This window comes from Brevibacterium sp. CCUG 69071, assembly GCF_021023135.1.
GTDB lineage: Bacteria > Actinomycetota > Actinomycetes > Actinomycetales > Brevibacteriaceae > Brevibacterium.
This window is the reverse complement of sequence record NZ_PGFV01000002.1, coordinates 49,248-66,069: the sequence shown is the minus strand read 5'-3', so window position 1 is coordinate 66,069 and position 16,822 is coordinate 49,248. Positions and strand designations below refer to the sequence as shown.

Sequence of the window (16,822 nt, the reverse complement as noted above, 5' to 3'; positions counted from 1 at the left end):
GGACTACGACTCCTTGATCGCGATGGACGCGACGACCTTGCCGAGCTCGGTGAACCCGTGCGCGGCGCGGACGAAGGCCTGGCCGAGCTGGGAGACCGCGGCCATATACGTCAGTCCGCGCTTGGCGTTGGGAACCGCATCGGACATCCGCCACTGCAGAGTCTCGACTTGGTAGGTCAGCCGGTTGATCGAGTCGACGTAGTCCCATTGATCGAGTTTGCCGGGCAGTCGGGTGATCATCCGGGAGGTGTGGTCGGTCTGGTTCGACAGGACCGCGAGGGTCTCGAGGACACCCGAGGGCAGTTGGTCGAAAGCTTCCGAGGCGAGAACGAATCCGGCCCCGTGGAGGCGGTGGCAGATGTCGCGCATGTGATGACCGAGCAGGTAGAGGTCGTTGCGGTCGAAGGGGGTGATGTAGTTCTCGCGCAGTGCGCGAAGCACGGCTCCCATGTCCTCATCGGCCTGATCCCCGATCTCGCGGAGACGGTCGGCGACATGCCGTCGTTCGCTGACTTCGATCCCGGAGAGTTCGGCGAGCACGAGGTTGCACTGGCGCATCTGTCCGACGAGATCCGAGAGACGATCGTAGAAGACAGTGTCCTGCGGTACTCGCTTGAGCCGCATGCGCTCCTCCTGCCCGAGGCCCGGTCGCGCCGGACGAATGTGCATGTCGCTTCAATTGTATTGTGCCGAACGCTGAACCGTGAGAGCGCCTCTCGGCGATAGGCCGCTCGAAGCGGCTGAATTTGGAGCCCGGGGCTTCGACGATCCAGCGTCCGGTGGCCCGAAGGCCACGCACTACGATACTCGCTCACGCTCGTGAGTCCACCGCCGAGGCGGGGCTCGGGACCGTTGAAAATCTCACATTGGATCGCGGGCCAGGAAGGTTTGGGCTGAGGTCGGATCGCTCAGGTGCCGAAGTCGCACCGAGGTGGCGACGAGGTGGGATGACTCAGGCACCGAAGTAGCGCCCAAGTCGCGCCAAGGTGGCGCTCGGTCAGGTAAGTCCTGTCAGCTGAGTCCGCCGCGCCGGTGCGAGAGCGCGGCGTCGCCCAGGTCCTTCGACAGTTGGAGCAGACGCGAGCGCGTGTCCTGACTGTCGGTGCCTTCGGCGCAGATCCCGACGAACGCGGCGGCGCGCAGCAGGGCGATGACGACGTCCCCGCGGAAGGCCCCGGCGAGGATCTCATCGATGGCTCGGGCCACCTCGTCGGGTCCTGCGGGAAGCTCCACACCGGCGAGGATCTCGTCGAGTCCGATGCCCTGGGTAACGCGGCGTTGGCCGGTGGCGAACATCTCGGCGACTTCGCCGGGAGATGTGCTGATCCACTCGCGCAGGGCGTAGAGGCGCCACAGCGCACCTGGGGCGGAGACCGGCGGGGCCGCGGACCACATCTCGGCGATGACCTCGAAGCCGATGTCGTCGGCGAGGTCGATGAACCGCCTCGTCGCGGCCTCATCGCGCTGTCCGCGCGGGTCGCCGAGGAGCAGGGCGGCCGTGGCGTGCGAGGTCTCCGAGCGGGCCACTGGGTCGTCGGCGGCACCGACCGCATCGAGATCGGCCAGGGGTATCGGGCGGTGGAAGGGTCGCTGTGTCATCGTCTCGGAAGTCTAGTCTCTTTCGACTCCGCCGTCTGCAGTTCCTCTGCGCTCGGAACGGGTTGTCGCCGGGCGGTCAGGGTTTGTCCGTCGGACTCTCAGTGGCCACTACTAAACTGGTGATTGTTTCGTGTCTGTAACCCGCAGACGACGAATGAACGATACGAGGAGGAACTCCCGTGGCACGATCATCAGTGGCGAAGAAGGGCCTCGACAAGGCCGCGAAACTTGCGGTCAATGACGATGGCACCCTCAATCCCCGCGCCCAGTCGATGCTGTCGAAGCTGCTGTCGGTGCAGCGGCCCGTTGCCCTGGCCTATGTCCGCTCTCTGCGCCGCAGGCACCCGGATGCGACTCCGGAAGAGCTCATCAAGATCATCCGTCGGCACTATCTGACCCTGACCACCTCGGGTGGCGCAGCGGTCGGTGCGACGGCTGCGGTTCCCGGTCTCGGCACGACCGCGGCGCTCGGCGTGGCGACCGCCGAGACGGCCGGGCTCCTCGAAGGCACTGCGCTGTTCGCCCAGGCGATTTCGGAGATCCACGGACTCCCCGTCGCCGATGCCAAACGAGCCAATGCCCTCGTGCTCGGGCTGATGCTGGGCAAGGACGGCAAGAATCTCGTCCAGAAGTTCAGCAAGCAGTCCGGTGGCACCGAGTCGATGTTCGGCAACTGGGGTTCGACCGTGACGAAGCAGCTTCCTGCTCCGCTCGTCGACCTGCTGGTGCGCAAGCTGCGCAAGACCTTCATCCGCAAGTTCGCCGCCCGCGCCGGCGGTTCACTCGTCGGCAGGCTGCTGCCGTTCGGCATCGGGGCGGTCATCGGCGGTGTGGTCAACGCGCAGATGGCGCGCAAGGTCGCCAATGAGTCGAAGGAGGCCTTCGGCGCCGCACCGACCGTCTTCCCCATCGAGACCGACCCGGAGTACGTTGCCCCGAAGAAGGACCGCAGGTTGCTCTCCGGGCTGAAGAATATCGCCGCCCTGCGCGGGAAGATCAAGAAGAACAAGGCGATCGAATCGTCCGTCATCGACGAGGCGGCCGAGGAAGACCTGTCCGCACCGGACGCTCTGCCGCGCACGCATACCGGCGAGGATCACACCGAACCGGAGAAGTGAGACAGCGGGTGTCCCGCGGGGCTTGAAGACCTCGCAGGACGTCGGCACCCGGTTTGAGTAATGAGGTCGCGAACCTCTAATATGAGTGAGTCTCCGGCAACTTCTCGCAAGCTCTGTGTGCGATTGTGCCGGGGCGGGGCCTCTAGCTCAGTTGGTAGAGCAGCGGACTTTTAATCCGCGGGTCGTGGGTTCGATCCCCACGGGGCCCACCGTTTTATTGCGGCGTCAGCCGATGCGAGGACAGGGACCGACGAGATTCACTGCCCGATGATTCGCACCGTTGTCGGTTGAGTTCGAAGAGGGGTCTCTGATCAGCTCGCATCATCACGTACGAGTCGCCGCCGGAATGATCGACCACGCAAACGGAACACTGCGAAACGGCGAGCTGCTGCACTCGGCATCGACAGGTCGGCGGTGGTGGGCGAGGATCCTTGACGCCGTCTTCGTCGTGGTTCTCACAGCACTCATCGCCGTCACGACACTCTCGCTCGAAGGGGCCGGCGTCATCTCCATCGACGCTGCCACGGCAGCAGCGCTCATCGGCTACCCCTTCGCACTGCTTCTCTTCGGCGCCCTCTACGGCTGCACGGTCTCCCCCGGTCAGGCCCTGACCGGAGTCGTCTCCCTGCAGAAGGATATGGGGCGCCGCGTCGGCTTCTGGAGAGGGATGGGCCGCTATCTGGCCATCGGGTTTTTCCCCATCGTCCTCATCGTGCTCATCTGGTCGATCCTCGACGCGCCGTCGATCGGCTCCGTGCCGATCAAGGTCTATCGTCGGGCACGACCGGTCCGGTAGTCGAGAACCGAGGAGATTCCCATGACGACGGTTCGCACCGCCGACGACAGCGACTTTCCCTGGATCCTCGAACTCATCGATGACAACCGGGGAGAGAGGCTGACCGAACGGGAACGTGCGCAGAACGGGTTCGTCCAAGGTCAGTGGGATGAGGAGCGGCTGCGAAAGTTCTCGTCGGCCGGGCCCGGCTTCGTTCTCGCCGAGGTGGATGGCCATCGTGCAGGAATTGCGCTGAGTTCACCGCCGGGTGCGGCCGGCACGGGACCGGCAGGAGAACTCAATCGGGTTGCTCGGGAGCGGTTCGGCCCGAATGCCTACTTCATGTACGGACCGGTCGTCGTCTCCTCAGACTTCCGCAGGCGCGGGGTCCTCTCTGCACTGACGAACGGAATCTTCGAACTCGCTCGCGGCACCTACCCTCGTGGGGTGGCCTTCATCGAGTCGAGCAACGAACGTTCGCTCGCCGTCCACGACCACCTCGGCTGGGAACGATTCGCCGAGTACGAGGTCGGCGCTTCGACGTTCTATGCGCTGAGCCGCAGCGTCTGAATTCGACGTCCCGGCTTTCCCGACTACCGCTCGAGGCGGCCGCCGAAGACCTGCTGGAGTGGGATTGATCCGTCCTGCCACGGGGTGAGGATCCAGGCGACGAGGTAGGCACCGACGCCGAGGACGGGGAGCAGGAACGAGGCGAGGACGAGGAGTCTCATCAGCCACACGTTGATGCCGGTAACTTCGGCGAGGCCTCCGGCGAGGCCGCCGAGGATCCGGTCGGGTCCGCGACGGAAGCCGATGCTGCGAATGGAATCGAAGAGTGTTTTCATGTCTTCGACTCTACGCAGTCCGATCCGGCGGCACAGTGGTGCTGACCGTCGGCCCCGGATGAGGGAAACCGGAAGTCCGGACTCTCGCGTTCATCTCGCGTCGATCCAGTAGCGCCGAGTGAGTGTCCCGTCGTGGGCAGTGCGGAGATCCTCGAGCTGCCCACCGCAGCGTTCGATGACACTCGCCGAGGTCGTATTCGCATCGGCGCAGGTGACGAGGATCCGCTCGACTCCGGCAGCAGCGAGCCGCGTCACGGACCGGCGAAGAATCTGTGTGGCGAAACCTCGGCGACGGAATTCGGGTGCGACGCCATAGCCGATATGGCCGCCCTCATTGAGGAGGAAGTCATTGAGGGCATAGCGGATGGATACCCGTCCCACGGGAACACCGTCTGCCTCGGCGACGAGGAATTCGGCACGCACCCGCCCAGGATCGAGGTCGATGCCACGGGCCTCGCGTTCGATCGTGGCGAGAACCTCGCCCCAGGTGCCATCGGCGAGGAGGAACGTGAACCCTTCGGCACGCATCTGCTCGTGGATTCGCCTCAGTTCTGCTTCGTCATCGCGACGTGGTGTTCGGAGGGTGAGGCTCACGGTCATCGTTGCTCCTGGGGAGCGGTGTGCGCTGCGACGGGACAATCGGCTTTGCCATCGGAGTTCGAGTTGTCGACGAAGCCGGCCCCACGGTCGCCGTCCGGCATGCGGGCGAATTCCGGGGCATGTTCGGGGGTCACACCCATGCCGAGGATGCGGGCGGGCACCACGGTCAGGGCGGGGAACGTCTTGAGCAGCCACTCCAAGGCTGCAGGCGGCCGGATGTCGCCGCCGTGGTGAACGACGGGTTCGATCATGCGGTGGATGCCTCCCTGCAGCAGCTCGACGGCCTTCGTGGTCAGCAGCCGCCGCTGCTGAACCCGGCGCAGATCTCGAGCCGAGACAGCACCGGCACGTAGCGGCCCGGCCAGCAGACGGGCAGTGGCGACACCGTCCTGGACGGCAAGATTGACGCCCACCCCGCCGAGCGGACTCATCGCATGCACCGCGTCGCCGATGCACAGCAGACCGTCGACGAACCACCTCGGCGCTTCGTTGCGACGGACGTCGAGAAGCTTCACATCGTCCACCTCGATCCCACTGACATCCTCGGCGAGCACGGGGAACGCGGCGGCCACCGCGCTGCGCAGCGCCTCGACGCCCTCGGCTCGGAGGCGTGCGTCCTCACCCTTCGGGATCAGCCGGGCCATCTGAACGTGCCCATCACGGGGAATCGCGACGAAGACGCTGCCACCGCTGGACCGCGGGGCGACGGAATCGGGGAGCTGCGCCTCGGTGTCGATCCGGAACCACCACACGTCGATCCCCGAATGGAGCTCCCGAACCGGCAGGCGCGCCTGCTCCCGAGCCAACGACCATCGTCCATCGGCGGCGATTACGAGCGGAGCCCGCAGCTCCACCTCGCCGGCCGGCTTCTGAGCTACATCTGGACCTTGCGCCCTCACCCCGATGACTCGACCGTCGGCCCAGACCAGGGAGGTCATCTCGACGCCCATGCGCAGCTCGAATCCCGGCTCGGCCTCTCCCGCCTCGGCGAGCAGGTTGAGGAAGTCCCACTGCGGGGCGATGGTCATGAAGGGGTGCGGGGCGTTGAGCCTGGAGAGATCGCCGAGGATGAAGTCCTGTCCGTCCCGATCGGCGAGGCTGATATTGCTCACCCGGCGATGCGTGATCTGGGCGAACCGGTGATAGAGGCCCAATTCGTCGAGGAGCCGCAGCGTCGACGGGTGCACCGTATCGCCGCGGAAATCACGGAAGAAGTCCTCATGCTTCTCCAGCACCACGACTTTGACGCCGCCGCGAGCGAGCAGCAGCCCGGTGACCACTCCGGCCGGTCCGCCGCCGACGATGATGGCATCGAATTCCTCGGGGGCTTCCATGTCCCACTCCTTTTCGACTGGTGCCCTCCTGCACAGAATCCGCATTGAGAGCGAGTCCTCTCCGTTGCCGGAAGAGTAATTCCACAGTAGCCTAATTAATGATTCCGACGCTAGAGTCAGGCCAGGGAAATCATTCGGGGCCGGGCGCAGCATCAAGGGCGGGTCGAAAAACAAAGGCGGGCCAGCCGCAGGAACAGCTCGGAGGAGGAAGAAAGTGAGCAGCACGGGCACGTCCGGCAGACGTCGGCGACCCGGACGTCCGACGGGCAGCTCGAACTCGCGTTACCTCATCCTCGAGACCGCCCTCGACCGGTTCGCCACGGATGGGTACGGGAAGACGAGCATCCGCGCGATCGCCTCGGCGGCCGGAGTCGACCCCTCACTGGTCACGCACTTCTTCGGCACGAAGGAGGGACTGCTGGCCGAATCGCTCAGACACCTCGATCACCTGCCCGCCAAGATCCGCGCGGCACTCGCCGAGGCGGGTCCCGACCGGGCGGAGACGCTGGCCTGCACCTATTTCGAAGCCTGGGAAGATCCCCTGCTCGGATCCCGGCTCCGCGCCCTGGCCCGCGCAGCCACCGAGAGTCCGACCGCCGCGACCGTGATGCGCGAGGCGCTCGAGACGCACATCTTCGCCACACTGTTAGAGAACTCGACACCGGCGCAGTTCGCGCGCCTGCAGGTGGCGATGAGCCAACTATTCGGCACGGCCTTCGCCCGCTACATCCTGCAGATCCACCCGCTGGCCGATCTCGAGCTCGACGAGCTCGTCGACCACGTCACTCCGGGGCTGCGCTCGGTCTTCGACGACGCCGTGTGAGCCTCACCGTTCGTTGACCCCGAGGGACCGTCACGTTCGCCGACCCCGGACGAGCCTCACGCGGCCTTGCGCACCGGCACTCCGGAGGCCTTCTCTGTGACGTCGAAGCGCTCCCGGTAGCGTCCGGTCAGCAGGCACCACTGCGAATACAGCGCCGTCGAGGAATTGAAGACGAGCAGGGTGAGCGGATAGAGTAGCCACTGCAGCCACATCGTCAGCCTCCGCCCCCTGGGCACGTGCACCGGACGCGGCGGAAGCAGGGAGTTGAAGATGACGATCGAGACGATGAGTCCGATCATGCCGACCTGCTGGACGAGACCGCCGACCATCGGCATCCGCTCGAGGAATTCGGTGACCTGACCGGTCTGACTGGCCACGGCGAAGGGAATCCACCCGCCGACGGCGATGATGATCGAGATCGACGCGAGACTGATGTGGCCTTCGAGGAGCGAGAGGAACCGGAGAGCGCCGGGCCAGAACGGGCATCGCGCGTCGCCGGCGAACACCCGCACCCCGACATACGGAACATCGCTGGCTCCATAGGACCACCGGCTGAGCTGCCTGAACTGGGCGATCATCGTGGCCGCGAATGTTCCGGCCTGCACTGCGTCCTGATAGATCGGCACATGGATGGGCACGACCCGGTAATCCCCGTCGAAATGGAACCAGCTGCGCCAGTACTGGTGCCCATCCTCGACGATGGTCCGCGTCGACCAGAACCCCATCTCGGTCAGCGCCGTCAGGGGCTGCGAGTGCGAGGCGAAGTTGCGCAGGGCCAGGCGACGGACCGTGGTGGTGAGGTTCCAGAAGCAGTTCGCGCTCGCGACGACTCGAGCCGGAGCGGGCACATCCCAGATGTTCGTGATGTAGAGACTGATCGGCTGGAACGACAGCCGTGCCCGGTCGGCCGCGATCGCATATTCGTAGGCGACGGCGTCGAAGTATGACTCATGCGGAATGTTGTCGCAGTCGAGGCTGGTGACGATCACATTCTCGGGATCGATCCCCTCCTTCCTCACCCAGGCTGCCAGGCGGTGTCCGGCGTGCGTGATGTTCGCGCCCTTGCCCGCAATCTCGCCGGGCACGCCGGCCGGGTGCTCGACGAGGACGAAGGCACCGAATCGGTGACCGTATTCGGCGGCGAGGCGGCGAGCAGTCTCAGCCATGACCGGGCCGCCGCGTTCCTCGTAGGCGAAGAAGATGAGGAGCCGCCGCGGCGAGGTCGAGGTGTGCAGCAGCGTGCGGATGGTGTCGGCGATGACCGGGTACGGCTCGTTGTAGGCGGCGATGACGACGGCGTGGAGCAGCTCGGAGGGACGCATTACCGAGGTGGGGTCCTCCCGGATGCGGTCCACGACGGCGGCGTGATCCTCGGCTCGGAATCCGGCGCGCGGATACGGCAGCGCGGGCAGTCCGTCCATCGCCCGTTCGAGATCGACGAGGCGGGCGTTCCAATCGACCCGAGCGCTGCGGCGGTAGCGAGCGAATCCACGTGCGACGTCGACGGCTCCGCGGATGGCTCGGACGAAGGTGAGGCCGACGATCGTGAGCACGTAGATCGCTGCCCAGCGCGCGTCGATGAAGGGGAGGACGAAGACGAGGCCGACGGCCGTGAAGCTGATGATCGCGGGCAGTCGCTCGAAGAACCTGTAGGCCCGTGTCCGCGGCCCCATCGGCAGTTCGAGATCAAGCGGCGGCGGGGGCAGCCGCGGCGGCTGTGCCGGATCCAGCGCCGGGAGGGTGGAAGGACGGTCGAACGCAGGGGAGTCTTGTGCTCTCACATGCTCGATCTTCGGCGACCTTCCTGACCAGCTGTTTGTCCGTAGGTGCAGGTGAGATGAATACTCGGTGCCGGTTGCCGTGACGGTGCGCAGTCCCGCGCATGCACGGCGTCCTGGCGTAGAGTCGTGTCATGACACCTGCAGTCCGCCCCGCAGTCAACGCCGACGTCGACGGGATGGCGCGCGTCCACGTCGACAGCTGGGAGGAGACCTACCGCGGTCTCATGCCCGATGACCTCCTCGACGACCCCGACGCTCTCGACCAACGTCGGCAGATGTGGACGAGGGCACTCGACGAGGACCACCAGCGAACGCACACCTGCGCAGTCGCCGACCAGGACGGCCGCATCGTCGGCGTGGCCATGTCCGGTCCCTCGCGCGATGACGACCGACCCGATGAACGCGAGCTCTTCATTCTCTACACCTACCGGGCCGTCCAGGGATCGGGCGCCGGCCAGGGACTTCTCGACTTGGTCGTCGAACCCGGCACCGCCTGCCACCTGTGGGTCGCCGACCCCAATCCGCGCGCCCAGGCGTTCTACTCAAAGAACGGCTTCGTGCCCGACGGCTCCGTCAAGACCGACGACTACGACGGAGTCAGAGAGATCCGCATGGTGCGGGCGGCCGAGTCGTAGTCCGTCTCAGGTCCAGACGATTCGTTCCTGCGCACGCAGTTTCCCACCCGCACCGAGGTGGCCCAGCGCGAGTGCGCCTTCGACTGGTCCCCCGGCCGGGGCGACGAGAGTGATGTTCGGGTGCAGACGTGCGGCTTCGGTCCGGAACCCCTCGACAAGTTGGCTGCCCGCGGCCACTACTCCCCCGGTGAGCGCGATGCGCACGGGCGGGCCGACGGACCGGACGCTGGCTGCGGCGACGGCACTGCGGGCCGCTTCTTGTCCCGCCCGTCTGAGCAGCTCGGCCGAGGCACCGTCACCGGAGCGGGCGGCTCCGGCGATGTCGACGGCGAAGTCGGCGAGCAGGCCGGCACGGTCGCCCCGCGTGTAGAACCGGCCCGGCCACGAGGCGGGCGGACCGAAACGTCGCGTCGCCGCCTCGAGCAGTGCGCGTCCGTGTTCGTCGATTCCGTCATGAGTGCGCAGAGCGAGTTCGAGGCCGTAGCGGCCCAGCCAGGCTCCTCCCCCGCGGTCTCCGAAGAGGTGACCCCACCCATCGGCTCGCGACCAGTCGGCCGACCACATACCCTCCTCGTCGGCCCCCGGGTGGGCGACGGCGATCGCGCCGGTGCCGAGCACGGTGATCGCCCCACCTGTTCCGCTCAGGGCACCCAGATGGGCGGTCACTGCGTCGATGGCCGCGACTGCCGGCACGCCGAATTCGGCAGTGATGTCGGCGAGGACACCGGAGGGGCCCTCGGCAAGAGAAGCGATACCGGTTGCTCCGATGCCGATGCCGCGGACCTCAGAAAAGCGATCGGTCCAGATCTGCGCGGCCGACCTCACGAGTTCCCGCACCAGGTCGAGGACGGTGCTGCCGCTCGGCCCGATCTCGATGCGGGCTCCGCTGAGCTGGTCGATGACGCGCGGACCGGAATCCGCGCCTGCAATCACGCCCGGATCGCTGCGGGACTCGCCGTCGACACTGCCGGGCCGGCCGGCAACCTCAGCGACCTCTCCGAGCGCGGCTCGACTGCCGGTGCCGCCGATGTCGACGCCGAGAATGAGGGTCATGCGCCCACGGTACCCGGACCCGACCGATCCGGCCTACGGTCGGCGGTCCGGAGGTCACTCTCCGAGGTATTCGCTCCGATGACCGCCGCGATCGCGGCCTTGACCGAGCCGTCATGCTCACTCAGCTGTGCGGCCGCCGCGGCGGGGGCCACCTCGGCGAAGGAGACGACGAGGGCCGCCTTGAGGTCTCCGTCGCAGCTCTCGAGCAGGGTGCGAGCCTCCGCATCGTCGAGGTCGGTGGCTTCACGGAGGATGCGCACGGTCCGCTCGCGCAGCTTCTCGTTCGTCGCGACGACCGAGACCATGAGGTTGTCCCAGGTGCGGCCGAGGGCGACCATGAGCGCGGTGGAGAAGCCGTTGAGGGTGAGCTTCTGCGCGGTGCCGGCCTTGAGCCTGGTCGAGCCGGTGATCACTTCCGGTCCGGTGTCGAGGACGATGTGGGCATCGGCTGCATCGGCGACGGGGGCATGCGGATTGTTCGAGATGAGCACGGTGTGGGCACCGCCGGCTCGGGCGGCCTCGAGGGCACCGCGGACATAGGGCGTCGAACCGCTCGCGGCGATGCCGATCGCCACGTCCTCGGGCCCCAACTCTCCCCCGGCGGCGCGACCGTCGGACTCGGAGTCCTCGGCGTTCTCGACCGCATTGACCAGGGCCGCCTGTCCGCCGGCGATGTGCCCGACGACCCGACCCGGTTCGAGGTTGAACGTCGGCAGCAGCTCGCTCGCATCGAGGACGCCGAGGCGGCCCGAGGTGCCCGCGCCGAAATAGTGGACCCTGCCGCCTCGGCGCATCCGTGTCGCGCTCGTGTCGACGAGTTCGGCGAGCTGCGGAAGCGCCGCGGCTACGGCATCGATGACGACCCGATCCTCGGAGTTGAGGATTTCGAGGACGCCGAGGGTGTCGAGCTCGTCGAGGCCGGCACTGGCCGGGTTGCGCCGCTCCGTCGGGGACAGCCGGGGCTGGGACTGGGCCATCAGCGTCGACTGCCTTCCACCTCGGCGATGGTGGCGGCCCCCGACGATGCGGCCGGGTGGCGCAGGGACAGGAGTCCGCCGATGACCATCATGACGATGACGCCGAGCAGCGGATACCACTGCCAGGCGACCCACACCTCGCCGGTCACGTACTTCTCCATGACGAAGAATAAGGCGTTGACCGCGATCGCCAAGGCGAAGGAGATGTTCGCGTCGACCGCGCTGGCGCGTTTGTTGATGATGCCGAAGACGAACGCTCCGAGCAGACCGCCGTAGGTGATGCCGGCGATGCCGAGCGCGAGGATGACGATGTTGCCGGAGTCGGATTCGAAGACCGTGGCCGGGAGGATGAACGCGATCCCCCAGCCGATCGTCGCCCAGCGGCCGACCTTGAAGCCCTGCGCATCGGTCATCGGCGTCTTCTTCAGCCGGGCGTAGACGTCGTTGACCGTCGAGGACGACAGTGCCGAGAGCGAGGACGACAGCGTCGACATCGCGGCAGCCAGGATTCCTGCCAGCAGCAGTCCCGAGATGCCTGCCGGGAGGCCTTCGATGATGAAGCGGGGGAAGATCTCGTCGTCGCGGGTCAGGCCGAGGTCGGCCGGCAGGGCGTGATCGTAGTAGGCCCACAGGGCGAGTCCGACGGCGAGGAAGATCGCGAACTGGATGACGACCACGACACCGGACCAGATGAGCGCCTTCTGCGCCTCGACCTTCGAGCGGCAGGAGAGCAGCCGCTGGACGATGAGCTGGTCGGAGCCGTGGGAGGCCATCGCGAACACCGAACCGCCGAGGAAGGAGGGGATGAACGAAGCATCCGCGGAGATCGGGTTGCCCTCGAAGACGAAGATGTTGAGCTTGCCGGCATCGGCCGCCTCGGCGAGCCATCCGCCGCCCAGCGCCGCGGAGATGACGATGATCGTGAGCAGTCCGCCGACGACGTAGAGGAACATCTGGGCGACATCGACCCAGACTACGGCCTTGATACCGCCGATGAAGGTGTAGGCGATCGTGACCACGGCGAGGATGACGATGATGACGAAGTAGTTCGTGTGGATGCCGAGCCCGTCGAGGATGACCTTGACGGGGATGGCGCAGGCGAGCACCCGGATGCCGTCGGCGAGCAGACGGGTGAAGAGGAAGGTCACACCCGCGGTCGTCTGCGTCGAGGTGCCGAAGCGTTTGCCCAGGTAGGCATACGCGGTGACCATCTCACCGTCGTAGTAGCGCGGGAGCATGAAGAAGGCGACGACCACGCGGCCGAGGATGTACCCGAAGCCCAGCTGCAGGTAGTTGAGATCGCCGAGGTAGCTCATCACGGGGATCCCGATCACCGTCAGTGCGCTCGTCTCCGTGGCGACCACGGACATGCACACCGCCCACCAGGGCAGGGTGCGGGAACCGAGGAAGTAGCCTTTGAGGTTCTTCTGTTTGCCGCTCAGGGCCAGTCCCAGCCACGCCGTTGCGGCGAGATAGGCCACGATCACCAAGAGGTCGATGATCTGCATTGTCACTCCTTCATCGGGGGTTCGTATCGAGGGTTGCGGTGTTCGGGGCGGGGCGTGCGGACGGAGCGGCCGACCGCAGACGCTCGGGCGGGGCGGGTCGCGCTCACGGCAGGATCCGCAGTCGGGTGGGCCGTGTTCGCAGCGGTTCGGGAAGTCTCAGCCCGCCGCGGCCCGGGGTGAAGCGACCGGCGATGCTCGGGTGCGCGGCCCCGGTCAGGCTCGGTTCGGTGCCGGTCAGTCCGTGCCAGCTCAGCCAGCCGAGCAGAGCCATGAGCAGGGCTTCCTTGCTGCCTTCGGGCAACCCGAGCGCCTCGTCGGTCGTGCGCAGCACCGTGCCTGCACTCGCACCGGGACCGGTGCTTGGGCCGGGACCCGGACCGGCGCTTGGGCCGGCACCAGGACCCGGACCACCATCGGCACCCGCGCCGAGGTGGTGCCCCAGTTCACGCATGAGCACCGGATTCCGGGTCCCACCTCCCGAGGCGATGACCGAGGTGACGCCGTGTGCGCGGCACGCCTCGGCGACGGTGCGCGCGGTCAGCGCGGTCACCGTGGCGATCGCATCATGTTCGCCGAGATGGGGGTGGGCTGCGAGGAAACCGTCGAGGTAGTCGGCGTGGAAGAGTTCCTTGCCGGTGGATTTCGGGGCCGGCTGCGAGTAGTAGGGCTCGGCGAGCAGGTCCGTGAGGAGCCCTTCGTCGACGGTGCCGGCCGCGGCGAATTCGCCGTTGCGGTCGAAGCTCTCCCGGCCTCCGGTGATGCGGCGGGCGAGGATGTCGATGAGTGCGTTGGCCGGGCCGGTGTCGAAGGCGATCGGATCCTTGCCCGGGAAGATGACGGTGATGTTCGCGATGCCGCCGAGGTTGAGCAGCGCAGTCGGTGTCTCGACCTCGCCGAGGAGGAGGCCGTCGAGGATCCCGACGAGCGGTGCGCCCTGGCCGCCGGCGGCGACGTCGCGGGCGCGGACGTCGGAGAGCACGGGGGCACCGGCCGCCTCGGCGAGGAAGGCGGGCTGGCCGAGCTGGAGGGTCGAGGTGACCAGTCCCTCGGTGCTGTCGTGGCGGACGGTCTGCCCGTGGGAGACGACGAGGTCGGGGGTGATGCCCGTGTCACGGCAGAACACGGCGAGCGCCTCGGCGAAGAATCTGCCGAGTCGGCCGTCGATGTCGCTGACCAGAGAGAGGGCGAGGTCGCGGGGTTCGAGGAGGCGGAGGATGTCGCTGTGGAGGGAGGCGTCGAAGGGGATCTCGCGTTCGGCGAGGATGCGCACGGCCAGGGTGGGGGCGCTGTTGGGGATGGTGTCGATTGCGCTGTTAGGGATGGTGTCGGGGTCGAGGGTGAATTCGGCGAGGACCAGGTCGAGACCGTCGGCGGAGGTTCCCGTCATCAGGCCGGCGATGATCATGGGGTGCCTCCGACGGTGCGATCGGGGACGGTTGATTCGGCGGCACGTTCGGGGACGGTGAGTTCGGTGCGGATCTTGTAGCGGTCCCCGCGGTAGACGGAGCGGACGAATTCGACGGGCACTCCCTCGGCGTTGCGGGAGGTGCGCTCGAACAGCAGGGCCGGGGAGCCTTCCTCGACCTCGAGCTCCTTGGCTTCGTCGGCGTCGACGAGGGAGGGCTCGATCGTCTGCACGCTGCGGCTGAGCACGATGCCGAAGCGTTCGCGCAGCAGATCGTAGAAGGACTTGTTCTCGAGGTCTTCGGCACTGAGACCGGGCACGAGCGCTGCGGGAACGTGGAGTTCCTCGAGCGCAAGCGGTTCGTCGTCGGCCAGGCGGAGACGGAGCACCGTGACCACCTCGGCGCCTTCTTCGAGGTGGAGCCTGCGGGCGATGTGCGCGCCGGCGGGCGTGGTCTCGAAGCTGAGGACTCGGGAGCCGGGGCGCATGCCGCGGGCGAGCATATCCTCGGTGAAGGAACTCGCGGCCAGGGGCTGGTCGAGCTTCGGACCGAGAGCGAAGACTCCGGCACCGTGACGTCGCCTAACCACGCCCTTGGCCACGAGTTCGTCGATGGCCCGGCGCAGGGTCATCCGCGAGATGCCCAGCGTTTCGGCGAGCTGGCGTTCGGGCGGGAACTGCTCACCGGCGGCCATGCCTTCGAGCCGGTCGAGGAGCTGATCCCGAATGGAGTGGAATTTCGTCACGACACCATTGAGACACAGGACACACCCGAAATCAAGACCACTGGTCTACTTTATGTGCTTCACGCAAGTATCACGCGTGCCACAGAGCCCCTCGATCCACAGTTCCGTCGAGGACAACGTCTCGGGAGACGATGTTGACGACGGAACTATGGACCGAGACGGCCGGCCCGTCGCAGCGACTGCATTTTCGCTCCGCATGCTCAGTCATTGCGGAATCAGAAAAAGTCGTCACTGGCGACGACTTTTTCGGGCTCGGCGTTGACCCACCGAGACGGTGATCGGCTAAGCCGCGCAAAACGACCGCCGCGTTGATCGACGGCCCGGCAGCGAGCGCCAGCACTGGACCTCAGGCCGATCCTGCACAAGCAAGGTGTCGGGTCCGCATCTTCTACGTATCCCTCAGCACAATGACGCGCCTGAACAGGAGCATGACGACAAGAGCGATCGCAGTCAGCACCGAGGCGACCCAGACGGGCGCGAGAAGCCCCAACCCAGCAGACAGACCGATCGCACCAAGGACAGGCCCGGCTGCGGCTCCGACATTGAGCGATGCCGTCGCATAGGAACCACCCATCGTCGGAGCGGCCGAAGCGGCATACATGACTCGCGTAATCACGGTGCTCCCGAGGGCGAATGAAATGACTCCCTGAAAGAACACAAGTACGATCAGCGCGCCTGGGTGCGATGCAGACAGCGCCAAGACAATCCAGCCCGCCAAAAGAAGCGGACCGCCGACGATGAGCACTCGGCCGGGCCATCGGTCGGAAAGGCGTCCGGCAGCGGTGACTCCGAGGAACGACCCGACACCAAACACCATCAGTACGACAGAGACCCAGACCTCAGCGAGACCGGCAGAACCAGTGACAACCGGCGCTAGGAACGTGAAGGCCGCGAAAGTGCCGCCGTTGGCCAGAGCCCCAAGCGTCATAGCTACGGCAAGTCGCGGTGTCACCAACTGGCCGAGTTCGCCGAGCAGCCTCGATGGGGCGGCGCCTTCGGCGGACCGGCCGATACCGTCGGCGACGCCACGGATGATTCCGATCGCCGCAACGACGCAGAGGACGGCGATCGACCAGAACGTCGACCGCCACCCCAAAGCGGTTCCGAGCAATGAGCCTGCGGGGACGCCTGCGATTGTGGCGAGCGTTGTACCGGAAAGCAGGATAGACAGCGCACGTCCCTTGAGATTATCTGGCACCAGAGCGGTCGCCGTGTTCAGAGCAACTGCGAGGAACCCCGCATTCGCGAAGGCACTCAGCACACGAGTGACGACCAGCAGAGGGAACACCGACGTCAGGGCACCGACGACATGGCTTCCGCCAAAGACGAGCAGGCAGGCTATCAAAGTCAGCCGGGGTGGCCATCGGCGCGCGAATGCCGCCATCGTCGGCGCGCCGATAACCATTCCGACGGCATAGGCCGAGCTCAGTAGGCCTGCCGTGCCGACTGAGACGTCGAGTTCGACTGCGATCGCAGGAAGCAGACCCGCGAGCATGAATTCCGAGGTGCCCATGACGAAGACTGCCAGGGCAAGAATGTAGAGGGCAAAAGGCATCGAGTACTCCGAGGTGAGAGATCAAGAACTGGTGCTTCTTGTCACCACGGCCAACACCCGTGTCGGTC

General features: G+C 66.5%; 17 protein-coding genes and 1 tRNA gene. 6 read left to right on the top strand and 12 right to left on the bottom strand.

The genetic code is table 11. From position 1 onward, the window contains the following. Nucleotides 1–3: 3 nt before the first annotated feature. Together CV023_RS05560 and CV023_RS05555 are read right to left on the bottom strand one after the other, a co-directional pair. Nucleotides 4–669, bottom strand: a complete 666-nt coding sequence (locus CV023_RS05560) for a DUF47 domain-containing protein (protein ID WP_230744473.1) — start codon at nt 667–669, stop codon at nt 4–6. A gap of 342 nt (nt 670–1,011) precedes the next feature. Further along, nucleotides 1,012–1,599 carry a hypothetical protein gene (locus CV023_RS05555; protein ID WP_230744472.1) on the bottom strand — a complete coding sequence of 196 codons (588 nt, stop codon included), beginning with the start codon at nt 1,597–1,599 and terminating at the stop codon, nt 1,012–1,014. 179 nt (nt 1,600–1,778) lie between these two features. On the opposite strand from CV023_RS05555, the gene CV023_RS05550 reads away from it, so the two are divergent. The 4 genes from CV023_RS05550 (at nt 1,779) to CV023_RS05535 (ending at nt 4,062) form a co-directional block, all read left to right on the top strand. Continuing rightward, the gene (locus tag CV023_RS05550) at nt 1,779–2,717 is read left to right on the top strand and encodes a hypothetical protein (protein ID WP_230744471.1); all 939 of its coding nucleotides are present in this window, start codon (nt 1,779–1,781) and stop codon (nt 2,715–2,717) included. A 136-nt stretch (nt 2,718–2,853) separates the two neighbouring features. Beyond that, nucleotides 2,854–2,926: transfer RNA gene (locus CV023_RS05545), tRNA-Lys, on the top strand. A 137-nt stretch (nt 2,927–3,063) separates the two neighbouring features. Continuing rightward, nucleotides 3,064–3,513 carry an RDD family protein gene (locus CV023_RS05540; RefSeq protein WP_230744470.1) on the top strand — a complete coding sequence of 150 codons (450 nt, stop codon included), beginning with the start codon at nt 3,064–3,066 and terminating at the stop codon, nt 3,511–3,513. A 21-nt stretch (nt 3,514–3,534) separates the two neighbouring features. Next, nucleotides 3,535–4,062 (top strand): GNAT family N-acetyltransferase, encoded by a 528-nt coding sequence (locus CV023_RS05535; RefSeq protein WP_230744469.1) that lies wholly within the window; start codon nt 3,535–3,537, stop codon nt 4,060–4,062. A gap of 23 nt (nt 4,063–4,085) precedes the next feature. On the opposite strand, the gene CV023_RS05530 is transcribed toward CV023_RS05535, so the two are convergent. The 3 genes from CV023_RS05530 to CV023_RS05520 all read right to left on the bottom strand — a co-directional run bounded on the left by CV023_RS05530 (nt 4,086) and on the right by CV023_RS05520 (nt 6,271). Continuing rightward, nucleotides 4,086–4,337, bottom strand: a complete 252-nt coding sequence (locus CV023_RS05530) for a PspC domain-containing protein (protein ID WP_230744468.1) — start codon at nt 4,335–4,337, stop codon at nt 4,086–4,088. 90 nt (nt 4,338–4,427) lie between these two features. After that, nucleotides 4,428–4,937 (bottom strand): GNAT family N-acetyltransferase, encoded by a 510-nt coding sequence (locus CV023_RS05525; RefSeq protein ID WP_230744467.1) that lies wholly within the window; start codon nt 4,935–4,937, stop codon nt 4,428–4,430. Beyond that, nucleotides 4,934–6,271 carry an FAD-dependent oxidoreductase gene (locus CV023_RS05520; protein WP_230744466.1) on the bottom strand — a complete coding sequence of 446 codons (1,338 nt, stop codon included), beginning with the start codon at nt 6,269–6,271 and terminating at the stop codon, nt 4,934–4,936. Before CV023_RS05520 ends, CV023_RS05525 begins: the two co-directional genes overlap by 4 nt. 214 nt (nt 6,272–6,485) lie before the next feature. Here CV023_RS05520 and CV023_RS18970 point away from each other — a divergent pair, with 214 nt between their 5' ends. Next, nucleotides 6,486–7,094 carry a TetR/AcrR family transcriptional regulator gene (locus tag CV023_RS18970; RefSeq protein ID WP_230744465.1) on the top strand — a complete coding sequence of 203 codons (609 nt, stop codon included), beginning with the start codon at nt 6,486–6,488 and terminating at the stop codon, nt 7,092–7,094. A 56-nt stretch (nt 7,095–7,150) separates the two neighbouring features. Here CV023_RS18970 and CV023_RS05510 read toward each other — a convergent pair whose 3' ends face one another. Further along, complete coding sequence (locus tag CV023_RS05510; protein ID WP_230744464.1) at nt 7,151–8,875, bottom strand: hypothetical protein; 1,725 nt, start codon at nt 8,873–8,875, stop codon at nt 7,151–7,153. 131 nt (nt 8,876–9,006) lie between these two features. On the opposite strand from CV023_RS05510, the gene CV023_RS05505 reads away from it, so the two are divergent. Beyond that, a complete protein-coding gene (locus CV023_RS05505) occupies nt 9,007–9,510 on the top strand; it encodes a GNAT family N-acetyltransferase (protein ID WP_230744463.1) in 504 nt (167 codons plus the stop codon). Between the two features lie 6 nt (nt 9,511–9,516). On the opposite strand, the gene CV023_RS05500 is transcribed toward CV023_RS05505, so the two are convergent. The 6 genes from CV023_RS05500 to CV023_RS05475 form a co-directional block, all read right to left on the bottom strand. After that, nucleotides 9,517–10,563, bottom strand: coding sequence for a BadF/BadG/BcrA/BcrD ATPase family protein (locus CV023_RS05500; RefSeq protein WP_230744462.1), 1,047 nt, complete (start codon nt 10,561–10,563; stop codon nt 9,517–9,519). Further along, nucleotides 10,560–11,540, bottom strand: a complete 981-nt coding sequence (gene murQ / locus CV023_RS05495; RefSeq protein WP_230744461.1) for an N-acetylmuramic acid 6-phosphate etherase — start codon at nt 11,538–11,540, stop codon at nt 10,560–10,562. Before murQ ends, CV023_RS05500 begins: the two co-directional genes overlap by 4 nt. After that, nucleotides 11,540–13,048 (bottom strand): sodium:solute symporter, encoded by a 1,509-nt coding sequence (locus CV023_RS05490; protein WP_230744460.1) that lies wholly within the window; start codon nt 13,046–13,048, stop codon nt 11,540–11,542. The genes murQ and CV023_RS05490 overlap by 1 nt, the downstream gene beginning before the upstream one ends. Nucleotides 13,049–13,151: 103 nt before the next feature. After that, nucleotides 13,152–14,453 (bottom strand): anhydro-N-acetylmuramic acid kinase, encoded by a 1,302-nt coding sequence (locus tag CV023_RS05485; RefSeq protein WP_230744459.1) that lies wholly within the window; start codon nt 14,451–14,453, stop codon nt 13,152–13,154. Further along, nucleotides 14,450–15,199, bottom strand: a complete 750-nt coding sequence (locus CV023_RS05480; RefSeq protein ID WP_230744458.1) for a GntR family transcriptional regulator — start codon at nt 15,197–15,199, stop codon at nt 14,450–14,452. The genes CV023_RS05485 and CV023_RS05480 overlap by 4 nt, the downstream gene beginning before the upstream one ends. A gap of 388 nt (nt 15,200–15,587) precedes the next feature. Further along, nucleotides 15,588–16,754, bottom strand: a complete 1,167-nt coding sequence (locus CV023_RS05475) for a Cmx/CmrA family chloramphenicol efflux MFS transporter (protein ID WP_230744457.1) — start codon at nt 16,752–16,754, stop codon at nt 15,588–15,590. Nucleotides 16,755–16,822: the final 68 nt, after the last annotated feature.

Coding starts and splice junctions, on each gene's coding strand:
- CV023_RS05560 (WP_230744473.1), bottom strand. CDS start 669: ATGCACATTCGTCCGGCGCGACCGGGCCTCGGGCAGGAGGAGCGCATG.
- CV023_RS05555 (WP_230744472.1), bottom strand. CDS start 1,599: ATGACACAGCGACCCTTCCACCGCCCGATACCCCTGGCCGATCTCGAT.
- CV023_RS05540 (WP_230744470.1), top strand. CDS start 3,064: ATGATCGACCACGCAAACGGAACACTGCGAAACGGCGAGCTGCTGCAC.
- CV023_RS05535 (WP_230744469.1), top strand. CDS start 3,535: ATGACGACGGTTCGCACCGCCGACGACAGCGACTTTCCCTGGATCCTC.
- CV023_RS05530 (WP_230744468.1), bottom strand. CDS start 4,337: ATGAAAACACTCTTCGATTCCATTCGCAGCATCGGCTTCCGTCGCGGA.
- CV023_RS05525 (WP_230744467.1), bottom strand. CDS start 4,937: ATGACCGTGAGCCTCACCCTCCGAACACCACGTCGCGATGACGAAGCA.
- CV023_RS05520 (WP_230744466.1), bottom strand. CDS start 6,271: ATGGAAGCCCCCGAGGAATTCGATGCCATCATCGTCGGCGGCGGACCG.
- CV023_RS05505 (WP_230744463.1), top strand. CDS start 9,007: ATGACACCTGCAGTCCGCCCCGCAGTCAACGCCGACGTCGACGGGATG.
- CV023_RS05500 (WP_230744462.1), bottom strand. CDS start 10,563: ATGACCCTCATTCTCGGCGTCGACATCGGCGGCACCGGCAGTCGAGCC.
- murQ (WP_230744461.1), bottom strand. CDS start 11,540: ATGGCCCAGTCCCAGCCCCGGCTGTCCCCGACGGAGCGGCGCAACCCG.
- CV023_RS05490 (WP_230744460.1), bottom strand. CDS start 13,048: ATGCAGATCATCGACCTCTTGGTGATCGTGGCCTATCTCGCCGCAACG.
- CV023_RS05485 (WP_230744459.1), bottom strand. CDS start 14,453: ATGATCATCGCCGGCCTGATGACGGGAACCTCCGCCGACGGTCTCGAC.
- CV023_RS05475 (WP_230744457.1), bottom strand. CDS start 16,754: ATGCCTTTTGCCCTCTACATTCTTGCCCTGGCAGTCTTCGTCATGGGC.